The organism is Brotomerdimonas butyrica, from assembly GCF_025567305.1.
Classification (GTDB): Bacteria; Bacillota; Clostridia; order Peptostreptococcales; family Anaerovoracaceae; genus Lentihominibacter; species Lentihominibacter butyricus.
Genome location: NZ_JAOQJP010000006.1, coordinates 124,483 through 142,322, shown reverse-complemented (window position 1 = coordinate 142,322; position 17,840 = coordinate 124,483). Strand labels below are relative to the sequence as shown.

Sequence of the window (17,840 nt, the reverse complement as noted above, 5' to 3'; positions counted from 1 at the left end):
GACCTGCGGACCTCCACAGGCTCCGGCTTTTACACCTCATATACCGCGAAACGCAGTGAGCTCCAGTCTTCTATGATGCCGTCGCACATGAAGACCCTGTTCTCAAGCCATTTGCAGCGGCTGTCTCCGGCATTGAAGCAGACCGAGCCTTTGTAATAATACTCCTCTGCCGGCACCGCTTCACCCGCGAGGAATCTGTCTTCGAGCTCCTGCGGCAGCTGCAGATACGCGTCTATCTTCATGAAGATGTGCGCCCCGTCGTCCGTCTCCAGCAGCACGGATTCGTATATCCTGTTCAGGCCGCTTTCCGGCGAATATGATGTGCTGCATCCGACCGGCATTACTCTGCCGCTCAGGCGTTCTCCCGCAAACTGTCCTCCGCTGTTGACGGACACCAGCAGATCGCCCTCCGAGGTACCTTTGAGCTCTATGTCATCCGACTGCTCTATCTTTATATCGAATATCTTCTTCATATTCATAGCGTACCTTTGATGACCTTTCCGTCAAATATCACGGTTTCTGTCACGATGTCCTTTATCTCGCCTGGCGGTGTCTTGAACATGTCTTTGTCTGTGATGATCATGTTCGCGAGCTTGCCTTTTTCAAGTGATCCCATGATCTTCTCCCAGTGGATCTGCTTTGCGCTGTTTATCGTGTAGCCTTTGAACAGCACCGGCAGGCTCAGCTTCGCCGATTCGTCAGGTCTGACTGATCCAGGGTACTTGTCAGGATCGAGCGGGAACTCAGGATCGACTCTTGTCGCTGCGACCTGGATACCGAAGAACGGATATGCTCTGTGCATCTCGTAGCCCGTCACAACGTCGCTTGAAAATGCAAGCATCGCACCGCTTTCGATCATCGGATTGAACTGATACATCCTTCTCCACTTTTCCTCAGTGTAGTAGTTCATCGCTTCTTCGCCGAAATATCCTCCCGACCAGTGACACGACCAGTTGATGTCTATGCCGAGCTCTGCCGGGCGTCCCATATCCGACGGATCGACAACCTCGCAGTGCGCGAATACCGGCTGGCAGACCCATGGCTCTCCGGCTGCCGCAGCCTGCGCCTTTGCAGCTTCGACAGCATCGCAGCCTACCCTGAACGCTCTGTCTCCCACCATGTGGATGTGCAGATCCAGGCCTTCCCTGTTGCAGAGCAGGAAGCACTTCGTCAGCTCGTCGGTCTCCATCATGATCTCGCCGTAGTTGCCGGGATCGTTGATGTGCTCATGCAAAGATGCGGAGTTGCCGCTTTCGTTGGTCCCGTCGAGGAACAGCTTCATCGTGTTGACTTTTATGTGGTCTGTCGTGTAAAGTTTCTGATATTCTCTCAGTTTTGCGATCTTTTCAGGCAGATCCTCATAGCTCCAGAACCTCACCATGCCGTCGTAGTATGCGTTGAGCCTTCCTGCTTTATCGAGCTCGTATATGGATCTGATCTGATCGTCGTTTTCTATGAATCCGTCTGCCATCGCCGTGATGCCGCTGTCCTCCATGAAATCAAAGAACTCTTTGATCGTATCAGGCGTTATCGTTTCCGGCGGTGCCCAGTCGAGAGCGCTGAACATGTTGTCGGCAAACTTCATCCATGCCATTTCCCTTACCCAGCCTGTCGGATTGCCGTCTTCGTCTCTTGCGAATGTCTCGAGAGGCCCCGGGTCGGGCGTGTTTTTATCCACTCCAAGGAGTTCCAGCATCTTCGTGTTTATCCAGCAGAGATGCTCGCCGAAATCCTGGCAGAGCACAGGTCTGTCGCTGATTGCTGTGTCCAGCAGCTCTTTTGTCGGGCCGTGCTCGTCGAACATGGATGTAGGGTAATACTCGAAGTATATGAACGGATATTCTGATTTCGGGTGTTCTTCTCCGAACTTCTTCACAAATGCCAGCAGTTCATCGACGTCCTCTGTCCACGGCAGTCTCACGTGCCACAGACTCTTGGTGATCCAGCCGGGATGCACATGGCTGTCTATGAAACCAGGCATCAGGCATTTTCCGCCGATGTCATGGATATCGGCATCTGCATATTTTTCCATATCCAGATCCGCCTCATCACCGACGAAATCTATTTTTTTCCCGCTGAAAACTATGCAGTTCGCTCTGGGATTTTTTTCATCGGAAGTATATATATCGGCATTTTTTATTATCGTAGTCATTTCTGTTTTCCTCCGCTATGTCGCATTATTCGTCGATCTTCATTTCAGGCGGCAGCTCTCTGAAGCCTTTTGTCTTTACAGCCAGGTAGATTATTCCTACTCCGAGCCAGATGCCTCCCAGGATCTTCGCAGGGGTCTCGATGAAGTAGAATACTACCAGCAGGCTCAGCATTCCCAGTGCCGGGATGATGAGATGCCTGATCATCGCACCTGCGCCTCTTTCTTTGCCTCTGATGATGTAATGTCCGATAACGGAGAAGTTTACCATGAAGAATCCGCATACTGCTCCGAACGATACGAGCGATGCTGCGCCCATTACGTTTTCCTGGTAGAACAGTGCTGTCAGAGCGATCAGTGTAGTCAGCACGATGTTGTTCACAGGAGTCTGGAACTTAGGAGAAACTTTTCCGAAGAATTTCTTAGGCAGGATGTTGTCGCGTCCCATTCCGTAGAGGATACGTGAAACCGCGCCCATTCCCGCGAGTGCGCATACGAAGCTTCCGCAGTTATCAACGATGAAGAATACAGTTCCGAGCCAGCTCATTCCGATGTGAGGGAACAGCTCGAATATTCCTGTGTCAGGGTCCTCGATGTTCGCATAAGCTTCAGGCCATGCGATCTGTGAGAAGTATGCAACGATGGCGAAAATGACGCCTGCACCGATAACTACTCCCATGATAGCCTTGCCCATGACCTTCTGCGGATCCTTTGCTTCTTCTGCAAGAGTAGTTACAGCGTCAAAACCTACGAATGATGCGCAGAGAACTGCTGATGCGGCGAGCGTGCCCTTTATCTGGAAATTCTCAGGATTGTAGAATGCTGTAGGATCGAACAGTGTGCCGGATCCGCCTCCGTTCGTAACGTATCTCACGATGCATGCGATGAAGAGGATCGTGAACCCGATCGCTGCACATGTGCAGATCGTTTCTATGATGCTTGCGGTCTTTATTCCGACGATATTGATGATCATTCCGATCACTGCGATGACGATAACGATCGCCCATACAGGGATCATAGGGAAATACTCATTGATGTAAACTCCCAGCAGCAGATAGCAGATCATCGGCAGCAGCAGATAGTCGACGAGCATAGCCCAGCCTGACAGGAACCCCACGTGCGGCTGAACGGATTTGCTTATGTACGTGTAGGCCGAACCTGCTGACGGATAAGCTTTTACCATCTGGGTATAGCTGTATGCCGTGAACAGCATTACGACTGCTGTCGCACAGATCGACAGTGTATACATGCCTCCCGTGCTGGGTGTGAACAGTCCGTAGTAGTTGAATACTACTGTGGGCGCCAGATATGACAGCCCGAACATGATTATAAGCGGCAAAGTCAGACTTCGTTTCAGCTGCGCTTCGCCATTCTGATTTCTTTCACTCATGATAGACCTCCTGAATATAATTTGATAAAAATGATTCCGCTAATGAACTCTTTTCGCAGTGCTCATTACACGTTTATAATATTCAGAAAATTCTTTTTCTTCAATGTTGTTTTGTTGTTGTTTTTCGTCTTTTTTTGACGAAAACAACAATACTGCTCACCTGTTCGCTATGCATGTCATGCAAAATGCGGCAGATATGACGTTTCCAATATGGAAGCCTGCTTATTTTCCATTTGAGCCCCTGCATCATGCATCAGTTTTCGAACATGGTGATATAGTGCTTTACAAGAAGATCATCCACTATGCTCCTGACGACATGGGGCTCGTAGTATACCGTACTGTCTGCCTGATGCTTCACGTATTTTTCCCTGAACTGTTTAGGTGTGGACTTGTACCATTCCTTGAATGCGCGGTAGTAGTACTGCGGGTCTGAAAACCCGCAGAGCTCTGAAATCTCAACGATAGTATGATCTGTGTTTATCAGATACCACTCGGATTTGTTCGCCCTGATATACGCCAGCATGCGCCTGAAGCCTATGGAAAAGGTTCGCATGAATTCAGACAGATAACTGCTGCTGAGTCCGAGATGTGCCGCCAGTTCCTCAAGCGTTATCTTGTTTTCAAAGTGGGTCCCGAGATACGCATATATCTGCTGCACTCTTTCGAGCACGTCCTTCGGCATCTCATTCCTGCCGTAGTGATAGATGACGATGTTGAAATGGAATATGAACAAGTCTACTATCGACTCCGTGATCGCGGTTGTCCTCTCTGCGCTGTCCGCCGGATTCCCGTCCAGGACTATCTTCAGCAGTGTTATCAGCTTGCCGCGCAGGCGGTCATGGTACGGTGCCATATACTTTGTCGTGGTTTCGGAACAGCCTTCACATACGAACAGCTGATGTTCTATATTGGGATATTTCTGTTTAAACGCCATTAAATCAACATAAAATGAGACGCACATGTTGTATCCGTCGCTGTAAAGATAGTACGCGTCTCTGTCGACGGACACGTATTCTCCGGCATTCAGCGTGAATTCTTCATATGCGTATGCGAACTTTATCGTGCCCGTCAGGCAGAATATGATCTCGAGCGTCCCGGCTTCATGCATGTTTAGTGGCTTGTCTTTGACTGCATATACGCTGATGCTCAGCGGTGTGTTCTTTATTTTTACTATATTTTCAAAACTCATGGCGTCCTCCTTGCCGGTGGGGTGCGGCGAGCTGCTGTCGTTCGTGGCGGATCGTGGCTGTCGCGATGGGTCGCGCACGATTACCAAAATCCTCTTCCCTGCCACGTGGTTTTAGCAATTTTACATAAAAATCGCTTTGATCTGCAATGCCGTTTACTAAGGCTCCAATTTTAAATGATTACTTTTGGTAAAATATTAATGAAAAACAGGGATTTATGCAAGAAAAAATGCTAAAAACACAGTTGCCGGCTTTTATTTTTGGTATTATCCCTCTCTGTTGATGCCTCTATGGTGGTGTATTTTACCAAAAGAACTGCGTTGTGAATTTCTTTTTGGTATCAGACCCCGCTCACTACGCTTATCTTGCCGAACGCATGCAATAGAAAAACCGGCCCAAGTTATCCGCGGACCGGTTTTCCATGCACCCTTTTATACATCATGCGCTACTGTAAAGCGCGCCTTACTGTTATCCGATTATTAGTTCGTCTTTCTTCTGTAAAGTGTTCCGGCTGCACCTGCTGCGGCTGCCAGTGCAAGCAGAATAGGGTAGAGTGAGTATACTCACCCTCCCATTGCACCGTACGTACGGTTCTCGTATACGGCGCTACATCAATATAGAATCAAATATTGCTCAGATAATACGCTAATGGGTCGACCAATCCTGGTCGGCTCTTTGTTTTTCGTCCAAGTATCTCTGGACTGATTGCAAAATTCACTACATACATTCCGCTTCTTTTGTACCATCCTAGTCTACTATTTGCGACCTTAAAAATTTCCTCGTGTGTGAACCCACATCCTACGATTTGGTTCAGTTTATGAAGATTCAGGTATATGCGCCTAGGTTTCTTCCATTGCTTGAGTATCACCACTCTCACCTTGTGTCTGAACCATTGCCCATATTCTTCTAAGAACATCTTCATACTGCCAATTCGGTAGTAGTTTATCCATCCACGAATTAACCAGTTAAGTTGCTCAAATGTGGACTTCATAGGTCTTGCGACTGCCTTCCTTCTACATAGTATTGCTCTTGTTTTGTCATACAGTCTTTTCTTGCGGTCATTTGCCGGCTTGCATTTCCATCCATCTTTGGATTTCCAGAATGTGAATCCAAGAAAGTTGCTTTTCGGTGGTCTGACAACTTTTGTTTTAGTTGCACTTACTTTTAACCTAAGCTTACGTTCTAGCCAGCTTGTGATAGACTTCATTACTCTGTTTGCTGCCATTTCGCTTTTGACAAAGATATTACAGTCATCAGCATATCTGACAAAACAGAGTCCTCTTGCTTCCAGTTCTTTATCTAATTTGTCTAGATATACATTGGACAGTACTGGACTAAGAGGACCGCCTTGAGGTACCCCCTCTTCGCTTGGACTAATCAGTCCGTTTTCCATCACCCCCGCTTGCAGGAACTGGCGAATTAGTCGTAGTGTTTTCGCATCATTGACACGTTCTCTGAGTATCGAAATTAATCTGTCGTGGTTTACAGTATCAAAATATTTCTCAATATCCAAGTCTATTACCCATTCGTATCCTTCGTTGAGGTATACAAGTGCTTCCTCTATTGCCTGTTGACAACTTCTGCCTGGGCGGAATCCGTAGCTATGTTCTGAGAAGTACTTATCATATCCAAGCGACAAAACTTGCGCTGTAGCTTGTTGTACCACTCTATCCACAACTGTTGGTATTCCTAGAGGTCTCTTCTTACCATTAGACTTAGGTATGTAGACTCTTCTTACTGGTGTTGGCTTGTATTTGCCGTCACGTATTTGGGATTTAATTTCTTCCCTATGTGCGGCAAAATACTCATCAAGATCTTCTACGGACATCTTATCAATTCCGTATGCACCTTTGTTCTTCTTGACTGATTTGATAGCCTTATCAATATTTTCATCTTGTAAGATCCACTCGATTAATTCCATTTGTTGCTTCTCCTTCTGCTTGTAAAGATGCTAGAAATCATCCCCTCTACCTTTTGCTTCCGCAGACATACGTTTCCACTTGTTAAGCATATCCTCGATTTCGGACTATTCTTGCCTTGCTTACAGCGATTTGCAATATATTGACATTAGACCCTTTTCCCATTGCTTCTTAGGGATACTATGGCCTCAGCTGACTCCTAGGTATGAGCTTTTTATCGCACGCCCTTTCGGTGCGCTACCTAGGCCTCCCAGGGTAAGACACAAGTCTTTCACCGCACAACCTCTGGATTTACTCTCTTGGCATTACGTTTACCTTTTGGGCTTCGATTTGTCGAGCAATCTCGCCCGCCATTTAGCCTCATATCCAGTTTCTGTTCGTAGGCTCAACGGTTTTGCTACACCACTTCCTCCCCCTAAACATTGTTGTCTTCGGCTTGTGGTTCGCTACACTTGGCGGTAAATACCCGTGACGGGACTTTCACCCGTAAGACTTATGCCATGCCTGGCACACTCGCGCAATGACGACGCAATTACGCGTCGTCATTTTCTCGTATTCCGTATTTTTTAAGTTTTCTGTTAATTGTGCTCCTCGTCGTCCTCAGCAGCTTTGCCATCTCTGCGGTGCTTCCGTATTTATCATACATGCTTTTCAAAAGATGCGACTCATACTCGCCGACCATTTCCTCCATAGAACCCGTGATCTCGATGTCCTTTGACCGGCTTCCCGGCCGCAGTGCACTTTCCCCGTTTATATAAAGCCTGGCATCCGACTCGGTTATCAGGTCGTCCTCCGTAACAGCGATGAGACACTCGACCATGTTTTCCAGCTCCCTCACATTGCCGGGCCAGTCATAATTGAGAAAAAGTTTCTGAGCTTTTGCGCTGATGCGCTTGTTCAGCCCGTATTTCACGTTGAACTGCCCGATAAAATGCTTGACGAGCTGCACTATATCCTCGCGCCGCTCTCTGAGCGGAGGGATATTGATGGACTCCACGCTTATCCTGTAGTAAAGATCCTGCCTGAATTTTCCTCTTGCCACCAGTTTTTTCAGATCCTTGTTCGTCGAAGCGATGATCCTTATATCCAGCTTTACCGGCCGGTCGCTTCCCACCGGCATCATTTCACGCTCCTGTATCACTCTCAGCAGCTTCACCTGAAGATTGAAAGGCAGTTCATTCACTTCATCCAGGAATATCGTGCCGCCGTTGGCCATGCCGAAATATCCTTCCTTTCCGGCTTTCTTCGCACCGGTAAAAGCGCCCTCTACGTACCCGAACATCTCCGATTCGAGCAGATTCTCCGGGATAGCCCCGCAGTTTACTTTTATAAAAGGCTTCCTGCTCCGCGGGCTCTCGCTGCAGATCAGCTTCGCCATGACCTCCTTGCCTGTTCCCGACTCGCCCTGTATGAGCACCGTCGTGTCAAGTCGCGCGACCTTTTTAGCCATCTCGATAGTCTGCTTCATGTTCCTGGAGACACTCACTACCTCGCTGCTCTGGCTGTTAACCTTTCTCAGGTACTCCAGCTCCTTCTGGTATTCTTCATTCATTATCTTTACCTTGGAAAGCTTCTCTTTTGTTTTGGCCAGCTCCGTCACATCTCTTTCACAGGCGACCACCATTTCAAGCTGCCCGTTTTTGTAATAGGGCCTTCCGGTCACAAGCAGCTCCTTATTATCCTTGGTATGCTGCACCAGGATCTCTTCCCTGCCGCTTTCGATGACACGCCGGCTCACGAATTCAGAACAGTAGCCCTCCTTAACAAGATCATCTATATTCCGCCCGATCAGTTCATGCATTTTCTTGCCGCCGTTTTTCTCAACAGCTTTATTCACAGCAATGATGCTTCCCTGCCTGCTCACGATGAAAATACCGTCATCCATCCTGTCGAGTATAGCCTGATAATCCTCCGGTTCCAGTCTGATTTCCTTTTTCAACGCTGCCTCCTCTCTCGGGATCCTGCCCCGATCGATCACATTACGGTTATATCATAAAACAGGGTCGATATAGTTTCAATAATTTTTCGAAAATTCAATATTATTTTGATATCCATGTAAAGCGCTGCAGTTCGCGGTCGTTCATAAGTTCATGAAAAAATCCAGGCAAAAATTTTTTTTATGCACGGGTTTTGCTGTATTTTTAGCATTATGTCAACCTGTGTTCTTTTTTGCGGATGCATTTTTCAACAAGGCCTCAGAGGTTGATTTTTAGGGATTTCAGGGGTTATCCACTATTTTTTTGAAATTGTATACGATTTTATCCAACGCAACCTGTGGATAACCATTTTTTTACTATCGTTTAAATTTCAACGCTTAGAGCTGTCAAGTATCTTTTTTTGAACATAGTTATCCACAGTTTCATTCATGTTCTTCCGGAAATTGCACACAACCTCGCCAAAAGCGTATTTTTCAACATTTCCACTGTTCGCGTTGTTGATAACTGTAAAAACCCTTCCCCTGATTGACTGTAATATATTTACATAATAGAGTTCTGATAATGCCATATTTCCCAGGCATAAAATTCGATACTGACTGATGACTTTGAAAAATTGCTTCCATTACATAGAACTAATGGAAATTTTACAAAAAACAGGTTTTTAATCAGATCTCAGAAAGCATTTAACCATCTGAACTCCACTAAAAACCCGTTAAAATTTTTTACTGCTATCAAATAACGCTCATTTTTCGATTTTATGTAAACTTCATCGATAAAATCCGTAAAGTTTTTTGAACAACCCTGCAAGCCGCTAAATAAGGCTTTTTCAGGACTTATCCACAAAAGCGGCTTTGATTGTATACGATTTTATCCAACACCACCTGTGGATAAATACTTTTTTGATTTACCTTGAAATTTCAACGATTATGGCTGTCAATAGCTTTTTTATCAACCGAGTTATCCACAGTTTCGTATATGATATTTTTACCACTCCTCATTGCCCTTACAAGGTATAATTGGGGATATTCTCCCAAAATATAAAAGAGAACCACCGAGCGACTCTCCCCGTATGGCGTCTCCCCTAGGAATATCTATTCCCAGCGGAAAAAGCGAACAGCGAGAATCGCACAAAGCGCGGTAACTCCAAGCATTATACACATCGGTAACAGGATGCCTCCCGCGCCGATACCTAAAAAAGCATTTTTCATCATCGTAAGTCCCTGCGTCAGCGGAAAAAAGCTGACGACCTTCTGCATCACGGGCGGCATGGCCTCGATCGGCAACGTCGTGCCGGAAAATATCAACATCGGGAAATAGAGAATCGACGCAATGGCACTGGCCTGCCTGGTGTCCTTTGCTACGCCGCCTGCCAGCATACCGATGGAAAGGGTCGAAATCATGGTAAGCGCCCAGCTCCCGAGGAAAGCCGGAAGCGAGCCGCGCAGCTGTACGCCCCACAAAAGCGCTGCAACCGCCAGCATCGCAATGGAAGCGGCACAGTAGACAACATACATCGCCAGCTCAACGCCAAGAATGAGCACGGGACTGACCGGCGTGACGCGCAGCCGCTTCAGGATCTTCATCTCTCGCAGACCGGATACAGCCAGCGGCAGACCCATCAATCCGCTTGCGCAAACAGCAACTGCACTGACAGCTCCGAAAGACTGATCCAGGAATGTATAGTCTGCACCGTCATAAGCGGGCTTTGTGCCATAAATGATGCCAAGGATAATGAAGATCACAAGCGGCATGATAACGGCAAATATCACCATATTCATGTCTCGCAGGCTTAGCTTCAGCTCCGTTTTTAAAAAAGTAAAAAAGCATTTCATGCGTCCACCTCCTCATCCGAAAGCTGCAGATAAGCGTCCTCAAAGCGTTCGCAGCTGCACTGTTTCTTTGCCTGCTCCACGGTTCCACGAAAAACGGGAGCACCCTTTTTCAAAATGCAGATCTCATCACACAATGCCTCCACTTCATCCATAAAATGAGAAGTCAGAAAAATCGTAAGACCCTGTTCTTTCAACGATTCCAGCGTTTTCCACACGCTGCGCCGCGCTTTTGCATCAAGCCCGGTAGTCAGCTCGTCAAGAAACACAAGCTCCGGCCGTGGGATCAGCGCCAGCACAATAAAAAGCCGCTGCCGTTCACCACCCGATAGACCTTTGACTGCCACGTTTGTCTTATCACCGATACCGAACCTAGCGCACAGCCTCTTCCAATCGGCAGGCTTGCGGTAAAGACTCGCGGTTTCCTCACAAAGCTCTGAAACCTTGATTTCTTTCTGATAGTCACCTTCCTGAAACTGCACGCCGATACGCTGAAAAAGCGCACGGCGATGTTTTTTCGGATCTTGCCCCAGCAGACGAACCGTTCCCGTATCCGCCTGTTTCGTGCCGAGCATACACTCTATCGCAGTGCTTTTTCCCGCGCCATTTGCGCCGAGCAATCCGAAAACCGTGCCGCTTTTCACTGAGAGGCTCAAATCATCGACTACAGTTTTCTCATTGTAGGATTTTGTCAGTCCTTCTACAAAGATCGCTTCTATCATTCCTCGATCCTCCCGACTGCCCGCAGCTCGATATAGCCGCGCTGACCACGGGGTTCCAGCTGGATGCGCGGATTTTCATCGTCCCAGCGGTATCCGATGGCCGACGGATCATATCCGTCCATTGCCGCCTGCACGGTACGGATCGCCTCACAGTAATCCTCCTCACAGAAAGCAGGTCCCTGAAACATCAGATATTCAGCTTCAGGCAGATGGATGGTATCAAAACCCTCGGGAACGATACCCATATATTCGGTTTCGACCTCCACACCCTGTACATAGGTAGAAGTATTCGGCTTTTTATATTTCTCGGGCAGCCACATGGAAACAGGCTCCCCGCAGAGCGACTTCATGCTCATAAGAATGCCCCAGATGTCAGAGCTGACCTCTTCACAGTATTGGAAATAATCTTCTGCCTGCTCTCCGCGTTTGATTATGCACAGGCGTTCAGGTTTTCGGATGGCCTGTATAAAAATCGGTTGAATGTTTGACACGTCGATATTCTCCTTTCGTAGTTCACGATATTTTGCGCCGTAAGGTATGAAGAATGTAACGGGAACAGGATTTCGCATATAGTCACTCGGATTCATGCCGAATTCACGGTAAAATGCCCGCGTAAAGGTGTCCACATTGGTAAATCCGGCATTGTAGGCCGCATCGATGACTTTTACCTCACCGCTGCGAAGCTGGTATGCCGCTTGTGTCAGCCGGTATTTGCGGATATACTCCGTCGGTGTCAGCCCAAGGGAATCCCGAAATAAGCGATAAGAATACCACGGAGAAAACAGTGAGACACCCGCAAGATCTGACAGACTGATTTCCTCTGTTCGATTCTTTTCTATGTAGTCCTGCATCCTCTGTACGGCCAGTATCTGTTCCTTCATTCTTCCCACCTCCTGCAAAATGCATTCTACCGTACTGCACAGAATTTCTCTCGACGTTCCTTGCTATTTTGTCCTATCCAGCATCTCCTCGCCCCAGATCGTAGCTGATTACCGATGAAATGCCGTTGATATATCCGCGAAACAGGCTTCTGAACAAGCGATTTTCTTCGCGATCAGCGCATTCCCACCGGTACTGAACATCATCCCCAGCGCCGACGTAAGGTATGCCATCGGCATAGAAATGTTTATAGCAGACAGTGCATCCGTGTCCACAAACCGGGCAACAAAGATGCCATCTACCGCAGTATATAGATTTCCAAAGACGTTAGAAAAAATAGTTGGCAGAGCAAACAGGATCAGCCATCGAAGCTCGATCTTATGCTCCAGTTTCATTTACTTCGCCTCGCGAAGCTGCTTCAGATTTTCCAAAACGAACGGGCTGTTTGCAGCGATGCAGCCCAGCGTCGGGCATCCTTCCATCTGCGGGCAGTCTGCGCAGGTATCCAGCCCCTTTTCCTGGACGCAGTTATGTACGGGGCAGAGCTTGTCGCAGAAAGGTGTTTTGGCACCTTCTATGCGGCAGCCTGTGCAGTTGATCATCTCCGGTGTGATCGTTACGCCGTTGAGCTTCGTCCACAGTGCAGCGGTTTTCTCGCGCAGGGTGTTATCGTTCGTGATCGTTGCGATTCTGGCATCGCACGTTTCGCAGTCCAGGCCGCAACAGCCGATAAATGTGTTCGTGTTTTTCATACTATATCCCTCCATAATCTCCTCTAAAACAACAAACGCAGCACAAACCGATCCACCGGTCTGCACTGCGTCTAAGCGTCTGGCATTTTGATTTCTTCAATTTTTCCGCCCTTGAAACGGATCACGCAGGTATATCTGCACTTTGGGCAAAATAGGGGAAAGTCCTCCAGCACCGTATGTGCCCGTATCTTCGTTCTCGTTTTGCCGCCGCATCTGGGGCAGCAAAGCCAATTCAATTTTAATTTTAAGGCTTCAGCCATTCACACCACCTCGATCCATGCGATCACAAAGAGTATCCCGTCTATCTCATAACGGCATTTTCTCCTGTGCTACTAATATCGCACCTCTGTATGCCTGCTGCAAATGGGAATTTATGATATCTTCGTCGTATTCCAATGAATTGTTGGCGATGATGCTTGCATATCCGTGAGCAAACAGGAAAACAGTCAGAAAGACACTTTTGGTCTGTTCCATATCGACTCCCAGGGCTCCCTGCATAGCCGAAAGAACAGGGGTAAGCTCTTCAGCGTCTATCAGCTCAAGCAGAGTACTTCCACTGAAAAAATCCGACTGAAAAAGGAACCGGAACAAATGCGGTTCTTCGATCGCAAAGCGGATATAATTCATCCCGATACCGAGCGCAGCACCCTTTGGCGTTTTTTTCATATCCATCAGATATTCAGAATGATAACGATCTGCCTTCGCATAGGCCGCCCTTTTCAATTCTTCGATCGTTGCAAAATGATACATGACAGGCTGTGTAGAGCAATTCAGCCTTTCCGATACTGTCCTTGCATTGATGTTTTCCGCACCTGTTTCACGAGCAACCGCAAAGGCTGCATCGATGATCATTTCTTTTGGGACCTTTGCTTTCGCAGGCATATCCGCACCTCCATATATAACCCGGATTATATATAACGCTAATTATATATCAACGAACAAAGCTTGTCAATCGGGCTGGGAATTTTCACCACGGATTGCATATTACTACAAGGTTTAAATATACACAAAAGATTGTGGCGCCATTCTTAACCCATAATCTTTTAGCTCTCTTTTCTCTTCGTAAACCTTTACTCTTCCTAATTTGTATGCATACGCAACTTCTCTGTTTTCAAAATATTTGTCAAAAAAATCTTTTGTAATTCCAGAAGCCTCTTTTGTTTGTTGCCACAATTCTTCCGGGGGAAGTTCTATCACATTTAATATTTCTGCTTCCGCTACAACTTTTTTAGTTGGTACTGTCTCATAAATAATAATGGCTGCGATATCCTTTTTCGCTACAATTTTTCGGTATTCATATTTTTTCTCTCCAGAAATAATATTTTTCACATGTTCTGGGTTTATTGATATAAGTATTTTTAGTTTCATGATAATCATCTCTCCATTCCATATTTAAGAATATTCTCATATTGTTCTTCTGTAATCGTATCAAAAGTTTGCGGTCCACTTGGAAAATTAAGGATACCTTGTTGCCATAGATACTCTAAAGTAACTTTGTTAACAAAAGGTTTATAATCAATCAACTTAATTACTCTCGGCCTTTTCTTGTGCATTTCTATTATTTCTTTTTCCTCAAAAACAGAACGATTCTTACATAATTTCAAGCATTCATCAACTGATTTTGTATCCGTTATGCTTTCTATTACAGCTATACCTGTGATAACCGATGAATATTTTTTGGGGTATGATTCACCAGTTCTATAGATCATCATGATGTCTCCAGGCTGTGCATCTGTTTTATATAATCCCGATAGATATATTTTTTCTAATGCATAACGATGTGCTTTTTTCTCTTCGTATAAATGCATATCTTCATTCTTCAAGATCATATCAGGGAACAAGTCTGTATGATACTGTGGATATATAGGCAACCAAAAGACTTTCGGATTTTCTTTAATTACAGGGAAGTTGTACTTCGGTGTTTTGCTGTCATCATATTTTTCTAAACTCTTAACCAATACAATTTCACCATTATCTTTATACCCGTGTCGACAAAAACCCCAACGCTCCATCAATTCCTTCAGTTGTTTAACATCATCGCGTTTATTTTCAAAGAGAGTTACATAAATTTCATCAACACCTCTTTTTAAAGCATTATCAAATATTATTTTCAAAAATCTTTCACCAAGTCTAAATCCAGTACTATCAATCTTAAAAGTTCCAACTTTCAGTCGACGCTTCGGTAAAAGCGCAGGAGTCATCTGTAAATACCCAGTTTCATTAGGCTCTTCGTCTTTTAAGTACAAGAACCCTTGAATAATCCCTAATTCATTTTCAAAAACATATGCCTTTTCTTTAGCTCTCGCTTTCTTTTTAAACCAATTATCAAAAACTATTCCACCGTAATCCTCTCTGAGCGTATCAAAAAACTCCGAATAAAGATTCACTTCTGCAATATCTTTTAATTTTACCGCTAACATTTTATACTCAATATTCTTAGGATCTGAATGCTCAAACCTAGATAATAATTCAGCAGAAGTTAACACTTTATCTCTAAGATATAACTGCTCCGCCTTTTTAAGCATAAGATTGTCATCAGTCAATAACAGGTCTACATTACCATCATATACTTCCTTTAATAGTTTATTATCAATTTCGCTATTTCTATCTTTAGAAAATTGCGAAACTATATATTCAAAAAAAGAGTCCTTAATATATGAAAAAGATGGTAATTCATCGTATGAATTAAGTTTCGTTAAAACAGCCTGCTTTACTTCTTCATTACCATAATTGGCAATTTCCTCTTTAGAAAGTTTGTGCACAAATATACGATTTTTCTTTTTTGCAAACCAATTAAACAGCTTGACAACTTCAAAAGAAACATTATTGACGCTTTCTCTTTTGATTATAATATTAGTGTCAATCAATATACTTGCATCCGATAAATTTTCTTTTAACGGTTCTATTTCATATACATTTATTCCATAAGCATCTACTTCCCTCTTAGGATAAAATCTATAACATTCTTTTAATGCTTCATCCATTGTACTATACAGACTTTTAAAATCTTTCTGCCAATTTTCTTCCAATGCTTCTTGCCATCCAGGAAAATGTTTAATGCTTTTTATTGTTGTTTTTATAAAAACACTTTTGTTTTGATTTGAAATGAGTACTAACGTATCTCCAACTTTAATACTAGCTCTATCTGGAGAAGCTAACCGATATTCATGTGTTTTATTGCCAGCTTCTATATCCGGAATAAACTTTTCTCTAATTTTTAAATAATAATTTCTCATTTTTCACTCCCCCATTTTTATATTTAACCACTACTCGCCTTTACAAATTATATCACATTTATATGTCACGAACAAGTGTTCTTTACTTGTGCCAATCCTACCTTACTATTTTTTATCAAATACCACCTCTCATAGTCTGTGCGCTGTTCAGCGCATATCCTTCATACTTTATGTATACAGAGGTCCTTTCAGGCCTACTTTTAGTCGCTATAATTATTCCCGTCGACCATATCCGTAAACTTAAGAGCTAAACTTAAAAATAATCTCTAAAACCTAATTACCTGGCGCAGAGAACAGTCTGTAAATCTGTAAATAAATAACCCCCGATTCCAAGGGTTGGAATTCGGGGGTCTTCCACACGAATGTGAGTTTTGAGGCTCGCGCCTCGCTGGGATAGGTCTCGCGTCCCAATTAACGCTTCGAGAACTGGCTCGCTCTTCTTGCTTTTTTGAGACCGTATTTCTTTCTTTCCTTCATTCTTGAGTCTCTTGTCAGGAAGCCTGCTGCCTTGAGGGCCGGTCTGTATGCTTCTCTGTCTGCTTCGCAGAGGGCTCTTGAAATACCGTGTCTTAAAGCTCCTGCCTGACCAGTGTATCCGCCGCCGTGAACTGTTGCGATAACATCGAACTTGCCTTCGCAGCCTGCGATCTCAAAAGGTCTCTTTACTTCTCTCTTAACGATCTCCATAGCGAGATAATCATCGAGAGGCTTCTTGTTAACTGTGATATTTCCGTTACCAGGGACTAATCTAACTCTAGCAACTGAAGATTTTCTTCTTCCTGTTCCGTAATACTGTGTTTTTGCCATCGTTTAATTCCTCCCTTCCTTAAATATCCAGAACTTCCGGCTTCTGAGCTGCGTGATCATGCTCAGGACCTGCATATACCTTTAACTTCTTGTACATCTGTCTGCCGAGCTTGCCGTTAGGCATCATGCCCTTTACAGCATGTCTTACGACTTCTGTAGGATGCTTTTCCATCATCTTTTCAAAAGTCAGCTCTCTGAGACCGCCAGGATATCCGGTATGTCTCTTATAGATCTTTTCTTTTCTCTTCTTGCCAGTTACCTCTACCTTTTCAGCGTTGATAACGATAACGTAATCTCCGCAGTCTACGTGAGGTGTGTAAGTCGGTTTGTTCTTTCCTCTGAGAATTGCTGCGATCTGTGATGCCATTCTTCCCAGGTTCTTGCCTTCAGCATCTACAACGTACCATTTACGTTCTACTTCTGCAGGCTTTGCGATAAATGAACTCATCTTTTCTTCCTTTCTACCTACTGGGTTTGCGATGCAAACTTTTTCGGCCCTGCCTACTTGATTTGTCGTGTAAATGTGCAAAGCGCGCGCCCTCCGGGGGTCGAGTCCCTCATGATGCATGCCGTATCGATCATGCAAGATCTGCCCGCGCCTGAACGCGACAAACGTTTTCGGCGAACTAAAACTTATAATTCTTTTAGCCGTGCTGGCCCGGACGATCACCATCCTGCTCACACGAAAAAATCTGTGCCGTGCACACGACACAGATTCATTTTACACGCCTGCGACAGCGTTGTCAAAGGTTTTTACTTTAAAGCTGCGATCAAAGCTGTGATTTTAGCTTAAAAACCGCGATTTCCGATCAGGAATAGCCTAGATCGATTATCTGCCGTATCTTCTCTTTCTGCTCACAAGTACTGCTGCTGCTCCGCCGCTGGCAAGCAGGATAAGGAGCCACGGTAACATATTGCTGTCATCGCCGGTCTGTGCAGCGATGTGATGTCATGCTATGATATTATTGGGGTCGCTTTTAGTAAAAATTTGCGTATCTTATATTTCAGGTATAAAGAGCAAGGCCCCTAACAG

Annotated in this window: 18 protein-coding genes; all 18 read right to left on the bottom strand. The window is 45.2% G+C overall.

Going from position 1 to position 17,840, the window contains the following annotated elements; all coding sequences use genetic code 11:
• Nucleotides 1-29 precede the first annotated feature (29 nt).
• Nucleotides 30-479 carry a DUF3237 family protein gene (locus OCV59_RS05865; RefSeq protein WP_147593561.1) on the bottom strand — a complete coding sequence of 150 codons (450 nt, stop codon included), beginning with the start codon at nt 477-479 and terminating at the stop codon, nt 30-32.
• Nucleotides 476-2,152, bottom strand: coding sequence for an amidohydrolase (locus tag OCV59_RS05860; RefSeq protein ID WP_147593560.1), 1,677 nt, complete (start codon nt 2,150-2,152; stop codon nt 476-478). Before OCV59_RS05860 ends, OCV59_RS05865 begins: the two co-directional genes overlap by 4 nt.
• 25 nt (nt 2,153-2,177) lie before the next feature.
• The gene (locus OCV59_RS05855; protein WP_147593559.1) at nt 2,178-3,539 is read right to left on the bottom strand and encodes an APC family permease; all 1,362 of its coding nucleotides are present in this window, start codon (nt 3,537-3,539) and stop codon (nt 2,178-2,180) included.
• 253 nt (nt 3,540-3,792) lie between these two features.
• Nucleotides 3,793-4,728 carry a helix-turn-helix transcriptional regulator gene (locus OCV59_RS05850; RefSeq protein WP_147593558.1) on the bottom strand — a complete coding sequence of 312 codons (936 nt, stop codon included), beginning with the start codon at nt 4,726-4,728 and terminating at the stop codon, nt 3,793-3,795.
• Nucleotides 4,729-5,348: 620 nt separating this feature from the next.
• The gene (gene ltrA, locus OCV59_RS05845) at nt 5,349-6,647 is read right to left on the bottom strand and encodes a group II intron reverse transcriptase/maturase (protein ID WP_147593557.1); all 1,299 of its coding nucleotides are present in this window, start codon (nt 6,645-6,647) and stop codon (nt 5,349-5,351) included.
• Between the two features lie 530 nt (nt 6,648-7,177).
• The gene (locus OCV59_RS05840) at nt 7,178-8,584 is read right to left on the bottom strand and encodes a sigma-54 interaction domain-containing protein (RefSeq protein WP_147593556.1); all 1,407 of its coding nucleotides are present in this window, start codon (nt 8,582-8,584) and stop codon (nt 7,178-7,180) included.
• Nucleotides 8,585-9,673: 1,089 nt separating this feature from the next.
• The gene (locus OCV59_RS05835; protein WP_147593555.1) at nt 9,674-10,414 is read right to left on the bottom strand and encodes an ABC transporter permease; all 741 of its coding nucleotides are present in this window, start codon (nt 10,412-10,414) and stop codon (nt 9,674-9,676) included.
• Nucleotides 10,411-11,130 (bottom strand): ABC transporter ATP-binding protein, encoded by a 720-nt coding sequence (locus OCV59_RS05830; RefSeq protein ID WP_394803003.1) that lies wholly within the window; start codon nt 11,128-11,130, stop codon nt 10,411-10,413. Before OCV59_RS05830 ends, OCV59_RS05835 begins: the two co-directional genes overlap by 4 nt.
• Nucleotides 11,130-12,014, bottom strand: a complete 885-nt coding sequence (locus OCV59_RS05825) for a helix-turn-helix transcriptional regulator (RefSeq protein WP_147593553.1) — start codon at nt 12,012-12,014, stop codon at nt 11,130-11,132. The genes OCV59_RS05830 and OCV59_RS05825 overlap by 1 nt, the downstream gene beginning before the upstream one ends.
• Before the next feature lie 108 nt (nt 12,015-12,122).
• A complete protein-coding gene (locus OCV59_RS05820) occupies nt 12,123-12,407 on the bottom strand; it encodes an MATE family efflux transporter (RefSeq protein ID WP_147593552.1) in 285 nt (94 codons plus the stop codon).
• Entirely contained in the window at nt 12,408-12,764 is a 357-nt protein-coding gene (locus OCV59_RS05815; protein ID WP_147593551.1) for a DUF3795 domain-containing protein, read from the bottom strand.
• A 71-nt stretch (nt 12,765-12,835) separates the two neighbouring features.
• Nucleotides 12,836-13,024, bottom strand: coding sequence for a cysteine-rich KTR domain-containing protein (locus OCV59_RS05810; protein WP_147593550.1), 189 nt, complete (start codon nt 13,022-13,024; stop codon nt 12,836-12,838).
• A 46-nt stretch (nt 13,025-13,070) separates the two neighbouring features.
• Nucleotides 13,071-13,646, bottom strand: coding sequence for a TetR/AcrR family transcriptional regulator (locus tag OCV59_RS05805; RefSeq protein WP_147593549.1), 576 nt, complete (start codon nt 13,644-13,646; stop codon nt 13,071-13,073).
• A gap of 114 nt (nt 13,647-13,760) precedes the next feature.
• Entirely contained in the window at nt 13,761-14,132 is a 372-nt protein-coding gene (locus OCV59_RS05800) for an ASCH domain-containing protein (protein ID WP_147593548.1), read from the bottom strand.
• A gap of 5 nt (nt 14,133-14,137) precedes the next feature.
• Entirely contained in the window at nt 14,138-16,000 is a 1,863-nt protein-coding gene (locus tag OCV59_RS05795; protein ID WP_147593547.1) for an ASCH domain-containing protein, read from the bottom strand.
• Between the two features lie 411 nt (nt 16,001-16,411).
• Nucleotides 16,412-16,807 (bottom strand): 30S ribosomal protein S9, encoded by a 396-nt coding sequence (gene rpsI, locus OCV59_RS05790; protein ID WP_147593546.1) that lies wholly within the window; start codon nt 16,805-16,807, stop codon nt 16,412-16,414.
• Between the two features lie 19 nt (nt 16,808-16,826).
• Complete coding sequence (gene rplM / locus OCV59_RS05785; protein WP_147593545.1) at nt 16,827-17,255, bottom strand: 50S ribosomal protein L13; 429 nt, start codon at nt 17,253-17,255, stop codon at nt 16,827-16,829.
• A 381-nt stretch (nt 17,256-17,636) separates the two neighbouring features.
• Nucleotides 17,637-17,750: an LPXTG cell wall anchor domain-containing protein gene (locus tag OCV59_RS12035; protein ID WP_147593582.1), complete on the bottom strand. Its 114-nt coding sequence runs from the start codon at nt 17,748-17,750 to the stop codon at nt 17,637-17,639.
• Between the last annotated feature and the right edge of the window lie 90 nt (nt 17,751-17,840).